The 19,275-nt window shown below is 41.4% G+C and carries 14 protein-coding genes and 1 riboswitch; of the genes, 6 read left to right on the forward strand and 8 right to left on the reverse strand.

Annotation, left to right across the window (positions count from 1 at the left end):
* The first annotated feature begins 169 nt into the window (after positions 1-169).
* Genes fdhF through DWA31_RS11240 form a run of 3 tightly spaced genes read left to right on the forward strand, consistent with a single transcriptional unit; the run spans position 170 to position 4,128 of the window.
* Positions 170-2,260 (forward strand): formate dehydrogenase subunit alpha, encoded by a 2,091-nt coding sequence (gene fdhF / locus DWA31_RS11230; protein WP_114326675.1) that lies wholly within the window; start codon positions 170-172, stop codon positions 2,258-2,260.
* 1 nt (position 2,261) lies between these two features.
* Positions 2,262-3,281: a 4Fe-4S dicluster domain-containing protein gene (locus DWA31_RS11235; protein WP_114326676.1), complete on the forward strand. Its 1,020-nt coding sequence runs from the start codon at positions 2,262-2,264 to the stop codon at positions 3,279-3,281.
* On the forward strand, positions 3,274-4,128 hold the full coding sequence (locus tag DWA31_RS11240) for an iron-sulfur cluster-binding protein (RefSeq protein ID WP_114326677.1): 855 nt from the start codon (positions 3,274-3,276) through the stop codon (positions 4,126-4,128). The genes DWA31_RS11235 and DWA31_RS11240 overlap by 8 nt, the downstream gene beginning before the upstream one ends.
* 14 nt (positions 4,129-4,142) lie before the next feature.
* Here the strand turns inward: DWA31_RS11240 and ppsA are convergent, their stop codons facing one another.
* The 7 genes from ppsA to DWA31_RS11275 all read right to left on the reverse strand — a co-directional run bounded on the left by ppsA (position 4,143) and on the right by DWA31_RS11275 (position 12,371).
* Entirely contained in the window at positions 4,143-6,593 is a 2,451-nt protein-coding gene (gene ppsA, locus DWA31_RS11245) for a phosphoenolpyruvate synthase (RefSeq protein ID WP_114326678.1), read from the reverse strand.
* A 48-nt stretch (positions 6,594-6,641) separates the two neighbouring features.
* Positions 6,642-6,899, reverse strand: coding sequence for an acyl carrier protein (locus tag DWA31_RS11250; protein ID WP_114326679.1), 258 nt, complete (start codon positions 6,897-6,899; stop codon positions 6,642-6,644).
* A complete protein-coding gene (locus DWA31_RS11255; RefSeq protein WP_245942593.1) occupies positions 6,896-8,188 on the reverse strand; it encodes a dihydrolipoamide acetyltransferase family protein in 1,293 nt (430 codons plus the stop codon). The genes DWA31_RS11250 and DWA31_RS11255 overlap by 4 nt, the downstream gene beginning before the upstream one ends.
* Positions 8,188-9,171: an alpha-ketoacid dehydrogenase subunit beta gene (locus DWA31_RS11260; protein ID WP_114326680.1), complete on the reverse strand. Its 984-nt coding sequence runs from the start codon at positions 9,169-9,171 to the stop codon at positions 8,188-8,190. The genes DWA31_RS11255 and DWA31_RS11260 overlap by 1 nt, the downstream gene beginning before the upstream one ends.
* Positions 9,168-10,199, reverse strand: coding sequence for a pyruvate dehydrogenase (acetyl-transferring) E1 component subunit alpha (gene pdhA, locus DWA31_RS11265; protein WP_114326681.1), 1,032 nt, complete (start codon positions 10,197-10,199; stop codon positions 9,168-9,170). The genes DWA31_RS11260 and pdhA overlap by 4 nt, the downstream gene beginning before the upstream one ends.
* The gene (gene acsA / locus DWA31_RS11270; RefSeq protein ID WP_114326682.1) at positions 10,196-11,977 is read right to left on the reverse strand and encodes an acetate--CoA ligase; all 1,782 of its coding nucleotides are present in this window, start codon (positions 11,975-11,977) and stop codon (positions 10,196-10,198) included. Before acsA ends, pdhA begins: the two co-directional genes overlap by 4 nt.
* A 202-nt stretch (positions 11,978-12,179) precedes the next feature.
* Positions 12,180-12,371 (reverse strand): hypothetical protein, encoded by a 192-nt coding sequence (locus DWA31_RS11275; RefSeq protein WP_136037989.1) that lies wholly within the window; start codon positions 12,369-12,371, stop codon positions 12,180-12,182.
* Between the two features lie 1,436 nt (positions 12,372-13,807).
* On the opposite strand from DWA31_RS11275, the gene DWA31_RS11285 reads away from it, so the two are divergent.
* Complete coding sequence (locus DWA31_RS11285; RefSeq protein ID WP_114326684.1) at positions 13,808-14,455, forward strand: PEP-CTERM sorting domain-containing protein; 648 nt, start codon at positions 13,808-13,810, stop codon at positions 14,453-14,455.
* 60 nt (positions 14,456-14,515) lie between these two features.
* On the opposite strand, the gene DWA31_RS11290 is transcribed toward DWA31_RS11285, so the two are convergent.
* Entirely contained in the window at positions 14,516-16,342 is a 1,827-nt protein-coding gene (locus DWA31_RS11290) for a S8 family serine peptidase (protein ID WP_114326685.1), read from the reverse strand.
* Positions 16,343-16,436: 94 nt separating this feature from the next.
* A riboswitch (cyclic di-GMP riboswitch) is annotated at positions 16,437-16,521 on the reverse strand.
* A 493-nt stretch (positions 16,522-17,014) separates the two neighbouring features.
* Here DWA31_RS11290 and DWA31_RS11300 point away from each other — a divergent pair.
* Positions 17,015-18,412: an NfeD family protein gene (locus DWA31_RS11300; RefSeq protein WP_114326686.1), complete on the forward strand. Its 1,398-nt coding sequence runs from the start codon at positions 17,015-17,017 to the stop codon at positions 18,410-18,412.
* Positions 18,396-19,187 carry a slipin family protein gene (locus DWA31_RS11305; RefSeq protein ID WP_114326687.1) on the forward strand — a complete coding sequence of 264 codons (792 nt, stop codon included), beginning with the start codon at positions 18,396-18,398 and terminating at the stop codon, positions 19,185-19,187. The genes DWA31_RS11300 and DWA31_RS11305 overlap by 17 nt, the downstream gene beginning before the upstream one ends.
* Positions 19,188-19,275 lie beyond the last annotated feature (88 nt).

The following is a 19,275-nucleotide window of genomic DNA, read 5'->3' on the forward strand; positions in this document are numbered from 1 at the left end:
TTTCCTTAAAAAAAGCACCTAAGTAGTATTACTTTAGTCTCATTAAAGGTAACTAACCTACAAAATTAAGCATAGTCTGATTTAGATCATAAAAGTAATGAGTAGCATAAAAAACAACCAATTTATACTGCTATACTTTAACGCAAATGGATTATAGAAAGGTGTTGTTATGTGCGCGGATCTCGTTAAAACAATCTGCCCATTTTGTGGGGTTGGTTGTGGTATTTGCTTAAAAGTAGATGAACAAGGACAGTTACTGAGTGTTGAACCACAACAAAACCATCCCATAAGTCAGGGGAAACTCTGTGATAAAGGTTGGAGTACCGCTTACGCCATCAACTCAGATCAGCGCTTAACCCAGCCATTAAAGCGCATCAACAAAAGCTTTTATCCTATTAGCTGGCAAGAAGCATTAACCACTATAGCCGATGAGCTAACCGCAATTATTGATGAGTCAGGTAGCCAAGCAGTCGGTGTTATCAGCAGCGCTAGAGCCAGTAATGAAGATAACTATGCCGCTCAAAAGTTTGCCCGTGCGGTATTAAAAACCAATAATATTGATCATTGTGCTCGTATTTGCCACAGTCCTACGGTCGCCGGTCTAAAACAATCTTTAGGCTCTGGTGCTATGACCAATAGCGCCAAGGATATTCTTGAGACAGACTTAATGCTAGTTTTTGGTGCCGATCCCACCGAAAACCACAGTATTTTAGGTGGTCATATTATGCAAGCACATGCTCAAGGCACTGAACTGATTGTGGTTGACCCCAGAGTAACCCGCCTTGCCAAGCTAACCCCTATGCATTTACAACTTAAACTCGGCAGTAATATTGCCTTAATCAATGCATTATTACATGTCATTATTAAAGAACAATGGTTTGATCAACGCTTTGTTGAATCACGCACTCAAGGCTTTGAGCAACTAGCAAAACATGTCAAAGATATAACACCAGAGTCCGTAGAGAGCACCACTGGAGTCAGTGCTGAATTAATTCGAACCACGGCTAGGGCTTATAGCCATGCAAAACGTGCAATGATTTTCTATGGTATGGGCATTACCCAATATGTTAGCGGCACTAACAATGTTATCTCGTTGGCTAATTTAGCATTGACCTGCGGCCATATAGGTAAAGCAGGTACAGGCGTTAACCCGCTGCGGGGACAAAACAATGTGCAAGGAGCATGTGATATGGGGTGCTTACCCAATGTTTATCCTGGTTATCAAGCGGTAGCAGAATTAGAAAACCAAGAAAAGTTTAGCAAGGCTTGGGGGACTAAAGTAACACAACAGGCTGGCTTAACCTCACTTGGCATGACTAAAGCAGCTCAATCAGGCGATTTTCGCGCCTTACTACTTTTTGGTGAAGATCCTGTGGTAACCGACCCCGATCAAAACCATGTGCAATCGTCTTTAAAGAATCTAGACTTATTTGTGGTAGCCGAACTAACAATGACAGAAACCGCCAAATTAGCTGATATTATTTTGCCCGCAGCCTCTTTTGCCGAAAAAGACGGTACCTTTACCAATTGCGAGCGACGAGTACAAAAAGTAAATCAAGCCATAGCACCACTGGGTGAAGCTAAAGGTGATTGGCAGTGGTTACAGGCATTAGCGAAAGAAATGGGTAGTAAGTTGTTAAACTGGCAAAGCAGCGAGGATGTATTTAATGAAATGGCTGCACTAACTCCCCCTTATCAGGCGATGACTTACCAAAAAATTACTGATAACTCAGGCTTACAATGGCCATGCACCAACGAAACACCTAATGGCACAACCATTTTGCATCAGCAAAGTTTTCCTATTGGTAGAGCACGATTTATTTGCGTTAATCAAGTTGATATTGATGAATCAACCGATGACAACTATCCACTATTATTAACCACTAACCGCCTACATTTTCACTATGGTTGTGGCTCAATGACACGTAACTCTCCCCTATTAGAACGGGAAACACCACCGGGCGTGCTATTTATTAACCCTATTGATGCGAAAGCGTTGAATATTAATCACCAAGCACCTGTCAGTATTAAATCTCGTCGCGGCTATGTTGAAACCCGCGCCATGTTTAGTGATGATGTACCTGTAGGCTTAGTGTCTATGCCTTATCATTTTAAAGAAGCACCCTCTAACCAACTCACTAATACCGCACAAGATCCTGTCACTAAAATGCCAGAGCTTAAAGCTTGCGCCGTTGTTGTAGCTGCTTTAGCCAAAGACCAAGTACCTAAAACGATACAACAATTACAGGAGGGTAAATAATATGGAAATTTATCATCTTGATGATTTGAGCTTACTACAGCAACATTTACTGGCTCAATATCAACTTTATCAAGTGGTCAAAAATGACGATAAACAATGCTCTTGGCAACAGCAAACTAAAGAAAGAAATGAACCGCTTATTGCTGAGCTACCCCAAAGCTCTGCGAAAGATTTTTTCTTTGCTGAGCATGAAAATTTACTGATCTTTAATGGTGAGTATTTTCAAGAAACCTTACCCACACCTGCACCTTTCGTATTATTTGGCATATTAAGCTGCGACCTCACCGCTATTAGTTACCAAGATCAGTTTTTTAAAGACGACCCTTATTATCAAGCTAGGCGTCAACAATGCTTGTTGGTAGGGTTAGATTGTATTAAGCCTTGTCAGCAAGGTTTTTGTCCCACGGTAGATGCAGGCCCCGGAGTTAGAGAACACACTGCAGATATTATTTTGCACCCGCTAGAAAATCATCAATGGTTATTGATCAGTACTAACGATAAAGGCACTGAAGCAATTAAAGGATTATCACTTAAAACATGTCACTGGCATTTTTTAACTCAACGAGATCTCACTTTACACCAATGTGAGCAAGAATTTACCGATGACAGCGATATAACTCAAGCTATAGATAAACTGAATAATGGTGAAGTGAGTGATTCATTTTGGCAACAACTGGCGGTACAGTGCCTTGGTTGCTCTGGTTGCACCACCTTATGCCCTACTTGTTCATGTTACGGCACTCGTAGTATTACCGATGAATCAGAAGACAAGAAGGTGATAACACAGCAACGTTTTTGGGATTCTTGTCTTTATGAAGGATTTCAACGAGAAGCTAGTTTTCACAATCCATCCGCCGAAGCAGGTAAAAGAGTGCAGCGATTTTGGCAACATAAATTTGGCAACGAATTTTTTGCTGAATTTAATCGTCATGGCTGTGTTGGTTGTGGTCGTTGTGAGCAAACTTGCCCAGGTGTTATTGGCGTACATAGTGTAATGAAAAGGATTAATAATAATGCTTAGTCATATTCCTGATGCTATTGAATTAGTAGATTATATTGATGATGGTGAACAGGCTCGTCATTATCAATTTCGATTAGTAAACATAAACAAACCCAGTGAAAAAAACACTAATAACAACACCGCTAAGCACCATTGGCAAGATGCACAACCTGGACAGTTTTTCATGCTTAATGTGCCTAGTATTGGCGAAGCCGCCTTTACTTTTACTGAGCCTCCCAACGAGCAAGGAGAATTTCGCGCCTTAATTCGTCAAATGGGAAAACTGACCACTACCTTATTTACTCTGCCCAAAGGTGACATTTTGGGCGCACGCGGACCTTTTGGTCGAGGTTGGCCACTAGAAAAAATTAATAAGAAAAATATTATCATTATTGCCGGTGGCTGTGGTTTAGCACCACTTGTTAACTTAATTGATAGTCTCATTGATAACTTGACAGCTAGCCAACAATTAGTCTTAATTTATGGAGCCCAAAACAAGCAGGCACAACTATTAACGACTGAACGTGAACGCTGGCAACAGCATATTAAGATTTATAACAGCTTAGATGAAATCAATGATCAATACACGTTAGTCGAAAATGAAAGCCAAGGTACACCACTTGATATAGTAGACATCGCACTTGCTACTTTTATCAAACCAGCTACAACAGCACTATTGTGTGGTCCTGAAATAATGATGAACAGCGCGGCAAAAAAATTAGTTGATAATGGCATTGCCAGTGATGATATTTTTCTCGCCATTGAAAGGCGCATGCACTGCGCTATTGGGCTATGCGGTCATTGTTATTTAAATGAACGCTATGTTTGTAAAAATGGTCCTACTTTTAGTTGGCAAGAGTTACAGTAAATAACCCCGCTTAATTACTGTAACTCTTGTTCAGCTTTGGCAATATGCACACTAGCTTTTGCGACAGAGTCTGGATTTAAGGAAATAGAGTCAATACCAGATTTTACCAAAAACTCTGCAAATTCAGGATGGTCTGACGGTGCTTGTCCACAGATCCCCACTTTACAATGGTGCTGATGAGCCACTTTGATCACTTGCGCTATCATGCTTTTCACCGCCTCATCTCTCGCATCAAATAACGGCTTTAATTCGACTGAGTCTCGATCTATGCCCAGTACTAATTGGGTTAAATCATTACTGCCAATGGAAAATCCATCAAAACGCTGAGCAAATTTATCGGCTAAAATAATGTTCGAGGGAATTTCACACATAACATAAACCTGCAAACCATTAACACCACGGGTTAGCCCAGCTTCTGCCATTACAGCCAGCACTTTGTCAGCCTCACTTGGCGTACGGCAAAAAGGGATCATAACAATAATATTATCAAAGCCCATCTCTTGGCGCGCCTTAATAATCGCTTGGCATTCAAGCTTAAAAGCAGCTCGATAAAGCGGGTGATAATAACGTGAAGCGCCACGAAGCCCTAGCATGGGATTTTCTTCTTCAATTTCAAAAAACTCCCCGGCCAATAACCCGCGGTATTCATTTGATTTAAAATCTGACATACGCACTATCACAGGTTTCGGGTATTGTGAGGCCGCAATTTTACCGACACCTAAGGCGAGCTTATCAACAAAGTAATCAGGGGGATTTTGATAACCTTGGGTTAATTGAGCAATTTTGGCTCTGACTTTTTCGTCAGTCACTTTTTCAGGCTCTATCAAGGCCATAGGGTGTAAACAAATTTGGCTGGAAATAATAAATTCAATACGCGTTAAACCAATGCCGGCTACAGGCAATGACCACCACCTAAAAATACCATCAGGCATTGCAGCATTGATCATAATATCTGTTTTAGTTTTTGGTATATCCGCTAAATTAACCGCGCTTTCTTCAAAAGCTAACTTACCTTGATAAACCTTTCCTATCGATCCTTCCGCGCAGCTTAACGTCACAGCTTGATCATTGTGCAATAGTTGTGTGGCATTTTCACAACCCACTATAGCGGCTACTTTTAACTCTCGACTAACAATAGCCGCATGGCTAGTTGGTCCGCCACTGTCAGTGATTATACCCGCTGCTTTACGCATGATTGGCACCCAATCAGGATCAGTTCTTTGCGTCACTAAAACGGCCCCATCTGGAAACTGTTCAATATCTTCTGGGCTATCTATTTTAAATACTTCACCACTAGCAATAGCGCTACCAACACTTGCCCCTTGCACCAATACAGTGGACTTTTCTTTTAGTTTATAATTTACTAGTACTGAGCCCACTTTTTGTGATTCCACCGTTTCAGGCCTAGCCTGAACGATATAAAGTTGCTGAGTATTAGTGTCTTTCGCCCACTCCATATCCATAGCGCAGCCATAATGTTGCTCTATTTTTACTGCCCAGCGAGCAAGTGTTAATATTTCATCGTCACTCAGTACTAATGCTACCCTTTCCTTTTCGCTAGTATCACAGGTAGTGGTTGGATCTGGTGATGATGAGGAAAACAACATTTTGACTAGCTTGCTACCACGCTGCTTTTCAATGATAGGGATAAACTTTTCTTGAGAAAGTGAGGCTTGAGAAGCAGAGCTTTGACCAAGTAAGGGCTTATATACCATAAAGCTATCGGGTGTTACTGTGCCCTTAACAATCGTTTCACCCAAACCCCAAGCACCATTAATCACAACCACATCAGGAAAACCTGTTTCAGTATCAAGACTAAACATCACCCCAGCACACTGGGAATTAAGCATTTGTTGTATGCCAACAGAAAGTGCCACTTGCTGATGACTAAAACCTTGCTCTTGCCGATAAACAATAGCTCTATCAGTATAAAGTGAGGCAAAACATTGACGACAGGCTTCAAGTAGATCAATTTCACCCGTGATATTTAAATAACTTTCTTGCTGACCAGCAAAACTCGCCTCAGGTAAATCTTCTGCTGTCGCAGAGCTTCTTACCGCAACGCTGATATTCTCTTGCGCCTTTTCTTTAGACAGGTGCTTTGAAAGCTGTTGATAAGCTTTAACAATTTCTGCTTGCTGCGCCGCTGTAAACTCACCTTGGCTGATCAACTTTCTAATCGCACTTCCTGTTACCGCTAAGCTTTGAGCATCCGTAAAGTATTCTTGTAAGTGCTGCTTAATAGGTTCATCAAGATTATTTTGCTTCAAAAAATCACGAAATAGTTGAGCACTAGTAGCGAAGCCTGTCGGCACAGCAATATCATCATGCGCCATAGCCGTGATCATTTCGCCTAGGCTAGCATTTTTACCCCCTACTTTAGCAACATCAGCAATGGTTAATTCATCAAACCAATAAATGTATGGGCTATTCTTATGATCAGAAATATCGGTGCTATCAACCATGATACTGTTCCTTATTTTTAGTTATACCCGTTCCACTTAAAGATGCTTTTACCTTAGCTTTTCAGATAGGTAATTCAGCATTTTGTTAAAGCTATTCACTTGGGTATAATCACCCTCAGCAATACTGACACCCGTAGATTTTTTTAAGGCAATAAGGTAATTAAGAAAATCCATGGAATCTAAATCACATTCTTCACGAATATCTTCATCCATATCAATGTCGTCTTGTTCAATTTCCGGTGCAACTTCTTGAATAGCTTCTAGTATAATTTGCTGAATGTTTTGTTGAATATGTTTAGTGTTCATAGACGTTCCGGTTTTTGTAATTGTTTGGATAAATGGTTCAGAAACTTAGCCGCTAACATGCCATCAATCACTCGATGATCGGCACTTAAAGAAGCAGTTAACATCGCCCTTTCCTTAACTTCATCATTAACTAATTGCAGCACTTTCCTAACTTTGCCAAACCCCAAAATAGCAACCTGAGGTGGGTAAATAATGCCTAAAACACTGTCGGCACCGCGCTCGCCCATGTTAGTTACAGTGATAGTTGCATCAGTTAACTCTGAGCTGCGTAAATGTCCATTTCGACTACGTGCGGTAATATCTCGCAAGCCTTGCATAAGCTCACTCACAGACAAGTTATCAACATCATGTATCGCAGGAACCACCAAACCACCTTGACGTAAACTAATGACATTACCAATATTAATGGTGCTTGCTTGCTCGAAAGCATTACCTTGATAAAAACCGTTGAGCTTTGGATACTTAACCAAAGATATCGCCATGGCTTTTAACAATAACGCCAGCAATAGCACATATTGTTCTGGTGGCGCTGCTTTATTTTGTTGCTGTAACCAGTATTGTACGGCGCTAATATCAATCTCTAAACTTAAATAAAAATGGGGAATTTCTTGTTTGGATTTAGCCATTGCTGCTGCGATAGCACTGCGCATATTTTGTTCGTGATTATCAGCACTATCATGATTACTGCTTTTTGTTTTTGGTTTTGACAAAGCACTTAAATCAGCTAACAAAATAGCGCCTTGAGGACCACTACCTTGAATGCCCGATAAGTCTAATTGCTGCTCTTGAGCCAACCGACGGACAATAGGGGAAGCGTTAATACCAATGACCTTAATTTGCTCATTAACGAGATAATTATCTTCATTTTGAACTGTTGTCTCATTTGCTGTTGCCACAATAGTTTCCGCTGGTGTAGCTATTTTTTTTGATGGTTCAGCTTTTGATGGTTCAGCTTTTGATGGTTCAGCTTTTGATGGTTCAGCTTTTGATGGTTCAGCTTTTGATGGTTCAGTTAAAGCAAGGCGTGCCAATACAGTGCCAACTTGTACTTTAGCCACAGGCGCTACTAAAATTTCTGCGATAGTGCCAGCTGAATACACTTCCATGTCTATCGCACCTTTTTGTGTTTCTAATACGGCAATAATGTCACCACTATTAACGTGATCTCCCTCTTTAACTAGCCACTGTGTCAAAGTACCTTCGGTCATATCAGCGCCCAGTGAAGGCATAGTAATATCTTCGAGCGCTAATGTGCTTGTTAGTCCTTTATCAATAGGTGTTTCAGCCATTAGCGTGCCGCCATAATAGCTTGTGCTGCAGTTACAATTTGCTCTACTTGTGGCAGTGCAGCTTGCTCAAGATGACTAGGGTAAGGAATGGGAACTTCAGCCGTACAAAGTCGCTTAACAGGTGCATCTAAGTGCCAAAAAGCTTGCTCCATTATAATTGCGCTAATCTCCCCAGCTAAACTTCCCGTAAGCCAAGCTTCATCAATAATAATGGCTCTATGGGTTTTGGTAACACTGGCAATTATTGTTTTAGTATCTAACGGACGCAAACACCGTAAATCAACGACTTCTGCACTAATATTTAAATCTTTAAGCTGCTTAGCTGCTGCCAACGCCTTACCTAAGCTGCCACCATAAGTGATCAAACTGACATCGGTTCCTTGCTGGCGAATTAAGGCTTTTTCCATGCTCGCTTCACTCTGCTCTAAGACCTCGCCACTAGTATTTAACAACATGACATGCTCAAAAATAATCACAGGATCGGGGTCAGCTAATGCCTGAATCAGCATGTGTCTTGCATCATTATGAGTTGCTGGGCTTAATACTTTTAAACCAGGAATATGAGCATAAAAATTTTCCCAGCTATGGGAATGTTGCGCTGCAAGTTGTAAACCTGCGCCACAAGCCATACGAATAACCAAGGGCACATTTAGCTGCCCTCCTGACATATGGCGTAGTGTTGCTGCGCTATTCACAATTTGATCCATCGCCAATAAACTAAAATTAACCGTCATCACCTCAATAATGGGGCGCATACCACCAAGCGCTGCGCCAACACCTACGCCAACAAATCCCGATTCACACAAAGGCGTATCAATAATCCGCTTTGCGCCATAGCGTTCAAACAACCCTTTACTCACACCGTAACAGCCACCATAACGTCCAACGTCTTCTCCCATCAAAAATACTCGTTCATCATCAAGAAGTGCCTGTTCAATACCTGCCCGCAATGCTTCGCGATAAGTTAATACTTGCTCGCTCATAATTGCTCTCCTTGGCTTTTATTAGTTGCGTGACTTGTATTAGTAGATGACGCTGGCGGGCTATATACATCTTTTGCTAGATCCGATATTGGCTCCCACTGCCCTTGCTCAGCAAAATCGATGGCCGCTTGTATTTCAGCCTTGATCTCAGCTTCAATATTGCTAAGTTCTTCATCTTCTAAATGATTATTTTCTTTTAGCCAAGTAATTAAGCGAATAACGGGGCCTTTTTCTTGCCATAATTTTACTTCAGCTTTGTCTCGATATAATTGACCATCAAAACTTGAATGTCCTCGAAAGCGATAACTTTGGCACTCTAAAAAATACGGCTTATTGGTTTGTCTTATTTGCTCAACAGCTTTGATACTTGCCGCTTCAACATCGACAACATTCATACCATCAACCTGCTCTGCCGCCATGCCATAACTACTGGCTTTTTTAGCAATATTGGTTTCAGATTCTGACAGAGCAAGTGCTGTCCCCATAGCATAACGATTATTTTCACAAACAAATAATACAGGCAACTTCCATAACACTGCCAGGTTCATCGCCTCATGAAACTCCCCTTCAGCAACCGCTCCCTCACCAAAAAAACACACTGTGAGTGCTTGTTTGTCTTGATTTTTATTTGCCATTGCCAAGCCAGCAGCTAAGGGTAATCCTCCTCCAACAATGGCATTACCACCATAAAAATTATGATTTTTATCGAAAAGGTGCATAGAGCCACCACGCCCTCGGCTACAACCATTAGTACGACCATACATTTCTGCCAAAATACTTTTCATTGATAAGCCACGCGCCAGAGCATGACCATGCTCTCTATAAGTAGCAACGATGTTATCTTTAGCACTCAGCGCTGACATAACGCCAACCGCAATCGCTTCTTCACCAATATATAAATGTAAGAAACCACGAATTTTTTCTTGCCCATAAAGCTCTGCACATTTTTCTTCAAAGCGGCGAATACGTAACATTTGCTTAAGTTGAGCAAGTAAGTGCACTCTATCAAGATGTAATTTATGCTTCATTGTTCATCACTCTCTAAGGTTGATATATCGCCTTCAGGTAAACCGAGTTCTCGTGCTTTAAGTAAGCGCCGCATTATTTTTCCGCTACGGGTTTTAGGTAAGTTTTGTCGAAAGACTATTTCTTTGGGAGCAACAGCCGCACCTAATTTTTTACGGGCAAAGCCTTTAAGTTCTTTTTGTAATTGTTCACTCGGCTCCACGTCTGATTTTAACGTAACGTAAGCTTTAACAAGCTCTCCAGCAATATCATCCGGTATGCCTATAACGCCTACCTCAATCACATCTTCATGTTCCATCAAGGCGCTTTCTACTTCAAAAGGACCAATTAAGTGACCCGATGATTTTATTAAGTCGTCTGCACGGCCAACAAACCAATAATAACCTTGTTCATCTTTATAGGCTAAATCACCACTGAGATACCAACCTTGCTTAAAACAACGCTGGTATTTTTCATTTTGGTGTAGATAACCACGAAACATCGATGGCCAGCCCTCCTTTAGCGCTAATTCACCGATCTCATTTGCGCGAGTTATCAGCTCTAATTTACCTTGCTTATCTTGTTGCTTATCTTGTTGCTTATCTTGTAAAGAGTTTTCTTGCTTAGCACGTTTCACAATGCCTGCTTCAATGCCAGGTAAAGGCAAGCCCATAGAGCCGGGTTTAATTGGCATACTGGCATAATTAGCGATCATTATTGCCCCCGTTTCGGTTTGCCACCAATTATCATGAAAAGGCAAGCCGAGAACTTGTTCGCTCCATATTACTGCTTCTGGGTTAAGTGGTTCACCAACACTGGCGATAAAGCGCAGGTTTGATAAATCATACTGTGCTCGTATGCCTTCTCCTGCTTTCATTAACAGTCGAATAGCGGTTGGCGCGCTATACCACACACTTACTTTTTGCTGCTCAAGTATGTGATACCAACGCTCTACTTCAAATTCTGCTTCATCAACGATCATGGTTGCGCCAAGGCATAAGGGTGCAATAATGCCGTAAGTAGTACCTGTGACCCAACCAGGATCAGCTGTACACCAGTAAATATCTGTCGCATGTAAATCAAGCGCATAATAAGCAGAGGACTTATGTGCCAGTACGGCTTGGTGAACATGAACAACGCCTTTGGGTTTACCCGTGGTACCACTGGTGAAATGCAGTAAAGCCATATCCTCTGGCGATGTTTGCACACAAGCAAAACTTGCATCGGCGAGCGCCATTAATTCTGTTAGAGCATAACATCCGTCATCAAGTTCGCCTGAACCATCAATGAGTAAAACAGCTTTTAAATGAGGTAATTCTCGCCACCATTTCGCTACTTTTTTTCGATACAAACTCATAGTAGTTATAAGTACATTTGCCTCACCTATTTCCATGCGGGAACGAATAGGTTCAGGGCCAAAAGCGGAAAATAAAGGAGTAAATACTGAGCCCGCTTTTAACGTACCTAAAGCAGCAATGTATAACAAAGGTAAACGGCCTGCTAAGCTGAAAACACGATTCCCCTGTTCAAATCCAAGGGTATGTAACACACTAGCAAAACGACTGGTTTGCTTGGCTAAATCGAGATAAGTAAAATCAATACTTTGGTTTTTCTTACCAAGCCAACGCAAGGCGACTTTATCTTCATTAGGGGTGTTTAAATGGCTATCGACAGCTTGATAAGCAATATTGGGCTGTTGTGTTTCATTCGGCCAATTAAAACCCTGATAGCATTCTTGATAATCAGTTAAATTTGTTACTTGGTTATTCTCGATAACTTTATTAATTATTTTTTTATTCATACTTTATATTTATAATTGTTGCTAAAGAGTGGCTAAGAAAAACTACTCGAGCAGGTAAAGTGTAAAATAAAGTATAGTATTCATATAAATTTCTACTGTGTTTTTTAATGATCTAAATCAATGAGCCGTGAGAGAGTTGAACAATATTCCCCTCTAAATTTTATTGGCGCAGTGAAATGTGTCTAAGTGATGGGTTATTCGGCTAACATGATAACTCACTTAAGCCATCGTATTGCTTCTGCCTTTGTGTTGCTTGAGGTACAGTAATATCACCTTCAGTAATATTACTCATAACCTCATCTCTAATAGGTGCTAATTTAGCCAGTAGCGTCTCGTTAGCATTACCAGCAAGTTCGTGTAATGCTCCTGTCATCACGATCATGGCCCGCTTCATATGAATAACTCGCTAAAACAACTTGTATATTTACCCCTTTGCTTTCAATGTTGTAGGTACTCCACAGCTCACTAACGACATCTCAGGGCTTGCGACAAATTGCTCATTATATTGCTTTCGAAGAGCTCAGCATTCTAACTGAATACAATTACGTGCCTATGTACTTTACTCAGGAGCTCATTGATAACGTCATCTTCGAAGTCTTTTGTCGAAGATCCATTGTCTTTTAGTTTGGATTCAGGACTATGTGCTCCTGCATTATCTAAGTAACATGAATTAAGTAATTGATAAATTAGGTAACCACAGAGGGCACCGAGGTGCTACGCACTACACTGAGAAAAGCAAAAACTCTGTGCAGGCTCGAAGTGCCCTCTGTGCAGCGCAGCGTCTCGGTGGTAAAATGTTACTCGTAGATGGTTGGGGCGTAGCCGCTGTTTTGCTAATAAGTGGCATCCATGCCACGTCAGCCTAAAACACCACTGGAATGACGTTTTCGAACAATTTTGAATTGTTCCTGATTGATCTACATAGGCATGTACAATTATGTTTCAGAGGTGTTTTATGGTTTCGCAAGTGACTGAGTTTAGCGCTCATATATACCCGTTCCACTTGAAGGTGCATGATGCTCAGGACGTCGTTGTAAACGCCATCTTCGAAGTCTCTGGTCGAAGATCCATTGCTTTTTAGAAACTGGATCCCCGATTCAGCTTTGTAGTTCCAGACCAAAGCTAGACCCTACATCAGGAGAATGTGCGTCCTGCATTCTCTAATAAGGTACTTCCTGTACCGTCATGTAGGCAAAGACACCACGGGGATGACGCGCTTCAAACTGGCATTGCTTAAGTACTCTGAATCGAGCATTTTGAATGATTACGGGTATATACCCATGATACTTCAAGATGTGCGTTTCAGGGCAGCTGAACGATTCATGATCAAGGCGCATCTTTTTATTAAGGGTCGTTCCCTTAAAAAGAGATGCAACGAAGAACATGATTTGATCAGGGCCCCTGTAAGGCTGGTTTAGAAACGCTTTATGCTACGTTATTGATTTCGACAATGGAACAACCATTATCTTCAATCAAAGCCTTGCCTAAAGACGTTTCTAACTCCAGCTGAATCCGACATATTGAAGTAACATGGGTATATATCAATTAGTGGCTAGTGCTCTAGTGATAAAGTGTCAGCTTTTTTTACAAAACTAAAATACATGCCCATACATGCCAGCTGATCATTTTTTAACCGCATGATAAATCGTGTTAAAAAATAACAGGTATATAATATGCATACCTTTAGCTTGTGCCCAAAAGCTAAAATAAGTTTGGTGTATAAATATACTTTTTAACTTTTTAACTTTTTAACTTTTTAACTTTTTAACAATAACGTAAGGATAATCTCTTTTGAATTTATATATTGGGGTTGTTAATAAGGAATTTAATATGAAAATACTTACAAGATTTACTAGCATACTGTTTATTGCGCTTGCTGGCTTTTCCTATACAGCTCAAGCAACATTGATGTTAAGTCCTGGTGATTGTAATACTACTACTGATTGCTGGACTAGTAATACTACCTCTAACCTTGGTGCGGCAGGTATTTCCGAGCTAATTGGACAGACTGTCACTGATCTTTATAAATCGGACTTTGATGACGGAGCGGAGACGGGCTCGTTTGCACCTTCGTATGATACCGAGTTTACTAACTCAAATACAGAGCCTAATGATGCATTATTGAGTTATATCGGCGACCCTTCAGACCCTTCAGAGACTTTACCTGTGATGAACTGCTCAGGTGCGCTTTCTTGTTTTCTTGAAGTAAAAGATGGCAAAAAAGAGCCAGCTGTCTATATTTTTGACATTTCAGGCTGGGATGGTTTGGAGATTGATATGGACGATTTCTGGCTAGTCGAGGATGGGAGTACTTCATCGGGTGCTATTTCACATGTAGCAATATGGGGATGTACTGATTGTGATGAAGGTCCTAACCCGCCGGGTGGCGGCCCTGTGCCTGAGCCGGCAACGCTGTTTCTATTTGCCAGTGCTTTGTTTGGCTTAGGTTGGCGCCAGCGTAAATCACTCATTAAATAGAGCTGGGGTAAAGTAAAAAAGGCACTGCTAGATAGCGGTGCCTTTTTCGTTAAAAACAGGCTATTTTTTCCGGCGGCCCTTCTTGGTTGCGGCAACGTAAACCTCGACACTGCGCTGCGTCTGATTACCAGCCGCATCATATGCCTTGGTCATAATGCTATGGTATCCATTAGCCACTTTGCGGGTATTCCAGCTATAAGACAGCACCGAGCCGCTAACCTGAGTTTTTAGCTGGCCATCGATATATAACGCAATATTAGTCACTGCGATATTATCTGTCGCAGTCGCGCCAATCGCGATGGTGCCGCTCATGGTGCTACCGTCAGCCGGGTTGGTAATTGCCATGCTAGGCGCTATGGTATCGGCAACATCGACGATATTATCGATAGCTAGCCAATGAGTTGCAGAGTTGCCCTGATTGCCAGTAGCATCATCGGCGGATGCCGTGAAGGCGACGTTACCATCGGCGACATTATTGCTGTTAAAGCTAAAGCTAAATGGCGCGACGCTATCGGTGCCGACCAAAACACCATCGGCATATAACTTAACCGAGCTAACAGCCATATTGTCTTGGGCATTAGCGGCAATAGTAAATATGCCTGCCTGAGTGCTATTTTCAGTCGGTGAGGTAATAGCAACTGTTGGCGCCTGCTGATCTATGGTTGGTGCCTGTTGCGCCATCGCCACGGCAGCCGCAGCATCGACTCGGCCATGGCCATAATAGGAACTAAACACACCGCCACTCTTGGTTTTATCGGCACTTGTCTCTAAAATGTTTTCGAGCTCATCGTTGCTAAGATTGGGATTAGCCGACTTTATCAGCGCCAGCGTCGCCGCGGTCGCCGGGCTGGCAAAGGAAGTACCATTGACCCTGCCATAACCATTATTCAAATAAGTTGTCCAAATTCCGACGCCCGGTGCCGCGACATCGAGGCAGTTACCGTAATTAGACCAACTGGCTTTGTTATCTGCGCTGTCGGTTGCGCTAACGGTGATAATGCTGGCATTGTCGGTACAATTTAAATTAGCGCCTTCATTGCCGGCGGAAGCCACAACCAAGCCACCTTTATTACGCATATATTGTGCCGCGTTGGTTACGCTGGAGCTGGTAGTTACACTGTAACTAATATTGGCAATGTCTGCGCCATGATCTGCCGCCCAGGTTAGGCCGTTGGCAACGTCACTCCAGTAGGCATAGCCATTACTTTGGTTGGTAATTCGAATCGGCATAATTGATGAGTGCCAGGCGATAGAGGTAACACCGCTGCCGTTGTTACTCGTTGCGGCAACTACTCCGGCAACCCAGGTGCCGTGACCGTATACGTCTGAGGTATCGCTATTATTGCTAACGCTATTCCAGCCTGCCACCATATTGGCCGATAAATCACTATGATTGCTGTCAACGCCAGTGTCTAAAACAGCAACTACCACACCATTGCCTTTTGCTGATTCCCAAGCAGTAGGTAATTGCATTTTATTCAGGTGCCAAGCATTGCCGTAATAGGTGTCGTTGGCGATAATTTCGCTTGGTTTGACTAATAAATCTAATTCAGCAAATTCAATGTTTGGGTTATTAGATAATGCTTTAACAATTGCTTGTTCTGCGTTTGCCGGTACATTGATAATGTGGGTGCGTAATTGATTAAGCTTACCTTTTGAACTGGCTTTGTGTTTGCCTAGGATTTTTTGGAAGTGTTGCTCTGACAAGCCCGGTTGTGGCTGTACTAAAATTTGACCTTTAGCCCAAGCAGCCGAATGTTCAGCAGGTGCTGCTATAGCGACATTGCAGATGGTTAAGGGTAATAATAATGTGCCTAGTGTAAAACTTTTGCTGTTGCGTTTTATTAGCGAGCTGATTTCGATTTGCTTGTTACTTACATACTTCATTTTTTGACTCCACAGTGTGTGAAGTCTACAGAAAACCTATTGCTTCTTAATGCCCGTCATTGCACATCATTATTGTCACACAATAATGCTGGTAGTTGGCAGTTCCGCTATCGTAGGATAGTTCCCGTAGACCGGTGACTTTGCGCCACTTTCTTTCGAAAGCTTTGCCCTTTTCAATTACAGATGCCAAGCAATTTATACTATAAATTACTCAGCAGATGGACAGATTAAACTTGAGGTTAGTCTGTCCCTTATTGTGCTGTTCGAGGCGATTTTAATACATTTTTAAGAAGATAGTCAAACATAATCGATCAAAAAACAGACAGAAACTAGTCTATTAATTATAAGCTATTAATTAACATAAAAATAAACTAAAAAAATATTTCAAGTTGAGATGTCAACAATGACAGTTGCAAAGACAACAAGTGTTTGGTGGATTGAAATATTAATCGCCGTAATAAAAAATGTTGGAAAGGCCTACTAAATGCGGTAAATACCGCCTTTGAGTTTCTAAGGCATAACGCGAAAAGGTCACACCCTAAACGAGACCGAAAAACAGGATATCTTCTTTGATTTAGAATAACTAAAACACAACAAATTTAGCACATTAACCAGACTCAACTACAATTACTATAATAGATCAACTGTTCAAATAATGAACGAGGACTTGTTATGTATCGTTGGGCTAGTGTGTTTTTATTACTGAGTTGCGCGCTTTTGGCCGCAAACGCACAGCCGATCCAAAACATAAATCCAAAAGTTGCAAAGCAAGTGAGTTATAGACAAATCCCTTTGCTCACCATAAAAGGTGCCATAGGTCCTGCCGTAAGTGATTATTTAGTTAGAGAAATATCTGCTGCTAATGCTAAGACCAATACGCCACTGATATTAATCACTTTAGACACTCCTGGTGGTTTAAGTGCCAGTTTACGAGACATTAATAAAAGCATACTCAGCTCAACTGTGCCAATAGCTTGCTTAGTTTACCCGCAAGGTGCTCGTGCTGCTAGTGCTGGAACTTATATTCTTTATGCCTGTCACGTTGCCGCAATGGCTTCAGCTACTACGCTCGGCGCAGCAACCCCAGTAAATATTGCTGCGCCCATGGCGCCACAATCAAAAGATAGCCCTGAAAAAAGTAATGCTTCGTCTATGGAGAAAAAGGTGCTAAATGATGCTATCGCGTATATTCGCTCCTTAGCTCAATTACGTAACCGTAATGCCGAATGGGCAGAAAAAGCCGTAGCTGAAGCTGCCACCTTAACCGCCGATGAAGCGTTAAAAGCCAAAGTGATTGATATCATCGCCGAAACGCCACAAGCACTAATTAGCCAACTTGATGGTAAAGAGGTTTCAATAAATCAGCAAGTAACTCAACTACAGCTGGCTAATACTACCCTTGTCACAAAAGATCCTGATTGGCGCAGCCAATTTCTTGCCACCATTACCGATCCTAATATTGCCTACATTTTAATGTTAATAGGCATTTACGGTTTATTACTCGAATTTTATAGCCCTGGTGTGGGGGTTGCCGGTGTGACTGGCGGTATTTCACTACTTATCGCTATGTATGCCTTCCAATTACTGCCGGTAAATTTTGTCGGTGTAGGTTTAGTTATTTTAGGCATAACACTATTGGTAGTTGAATCTTTAGTGCCCAGCTTTGGTGTTTTTGGCATAGGCGGTGTTGCCGCTTTTGTTATAGGCTCAATTTTTTTATTCAATACCGAACTAGACCACTTCAAAGTGTCATTGCCGTTAATTGCTGCAATTGCATTTATCTCAACATTATTTATTGTTTTTGCTTTAGGCTTTATTTGGCGGACAAGGAAAAATAAAATAGTTAGTGGGCAAGAAGAAATCATCAATGCTTGGGTGACAGTGAGTGATGATTTTACGGGTAACGGCTACGTCATGTTTAATGGTGAACGCTGGGCAGCTAATTCTATACAGCCAGTAAAAAAAGGTCAAAAAATCAAGGTAAAGTCTATCAAGGGGCTAACACTAAATTTAGCCTTACCAGCCACCTTAGTTAATGATAAGGAACAAGCTAATGACAACCATATTTAATAGCACTCAAATATTTTCGACTTCGATAATATTTTTACTCATAGCCCTACTTCTAAGCGCCTTTCGAATTTTACGAGAGTACGAACGCGGTGTCATTTTTTTACTTGGTCGTTTTTATAAAGTAAAAGGACCTGGCTTTATTATTCTTATTCCGTTAATTCAACAAATGGTGAAAGTTGATTTACGTACTGTGGTTATGGATGTTCCCAGTCAAGATGTTATTAGTCGGGATAATGTTTCGGTGAAGGTCAATGCCGTTATTTATTTTCGAGTGATAGACCCACAAAAAGCCATCATTAATGTTGAGAACTTTTTGCAAGCAACCTCACAACTAGCTCAAACCACACTAAGATCCGTATTAGGACAACACGAGCTCGATGAAATGCTTGCCAACAGAGACGTGTTAAATACTGATATTCAAACCATTTTAGATGATAGAACTGACGGATGGGGCATTAAAGTATCCAATGTTGAAATTAAACATGTCGATTTAAATGAAAGTATGATTCGCGCTATTGCCAGACAAGCCGAAGCAGAACGAACCCGTCGTGCAAAAGTTATTCATGCATCAGGAGAAATGGAAGCATCGGGCAAGCTAACTGAAGCTGCTAGTAAGCTTTCAGAACAACCAAATGCCATTATGTTGCGCTATTTACAAACCTTAACTGAAATTGCTGGAGAGAAAAATTCAACCATTATTTTTCCGCTCCCGATGGAGTTAATCAATGGCTTATTAGAGAAAAATCAAAAAAACAAAAATACCGAAAATCATTAACCTGGCGTACATTGAAATATCAATATGATGTTGATGTTTTGCGGGCAACGCATTAATTTTTAAGTTTCTTGCCTATGTACTTTACTCA

Source organism: Candidatus Colwellia aromaticivorans (assembly GCF_003333305.1).
Lineage (GTDB): Bacteria > Pseudomonadota > Gammaproteobacteria > Enterobacterales > Alteromonadaceae > Colwellia > Colwellia aromaticivorans.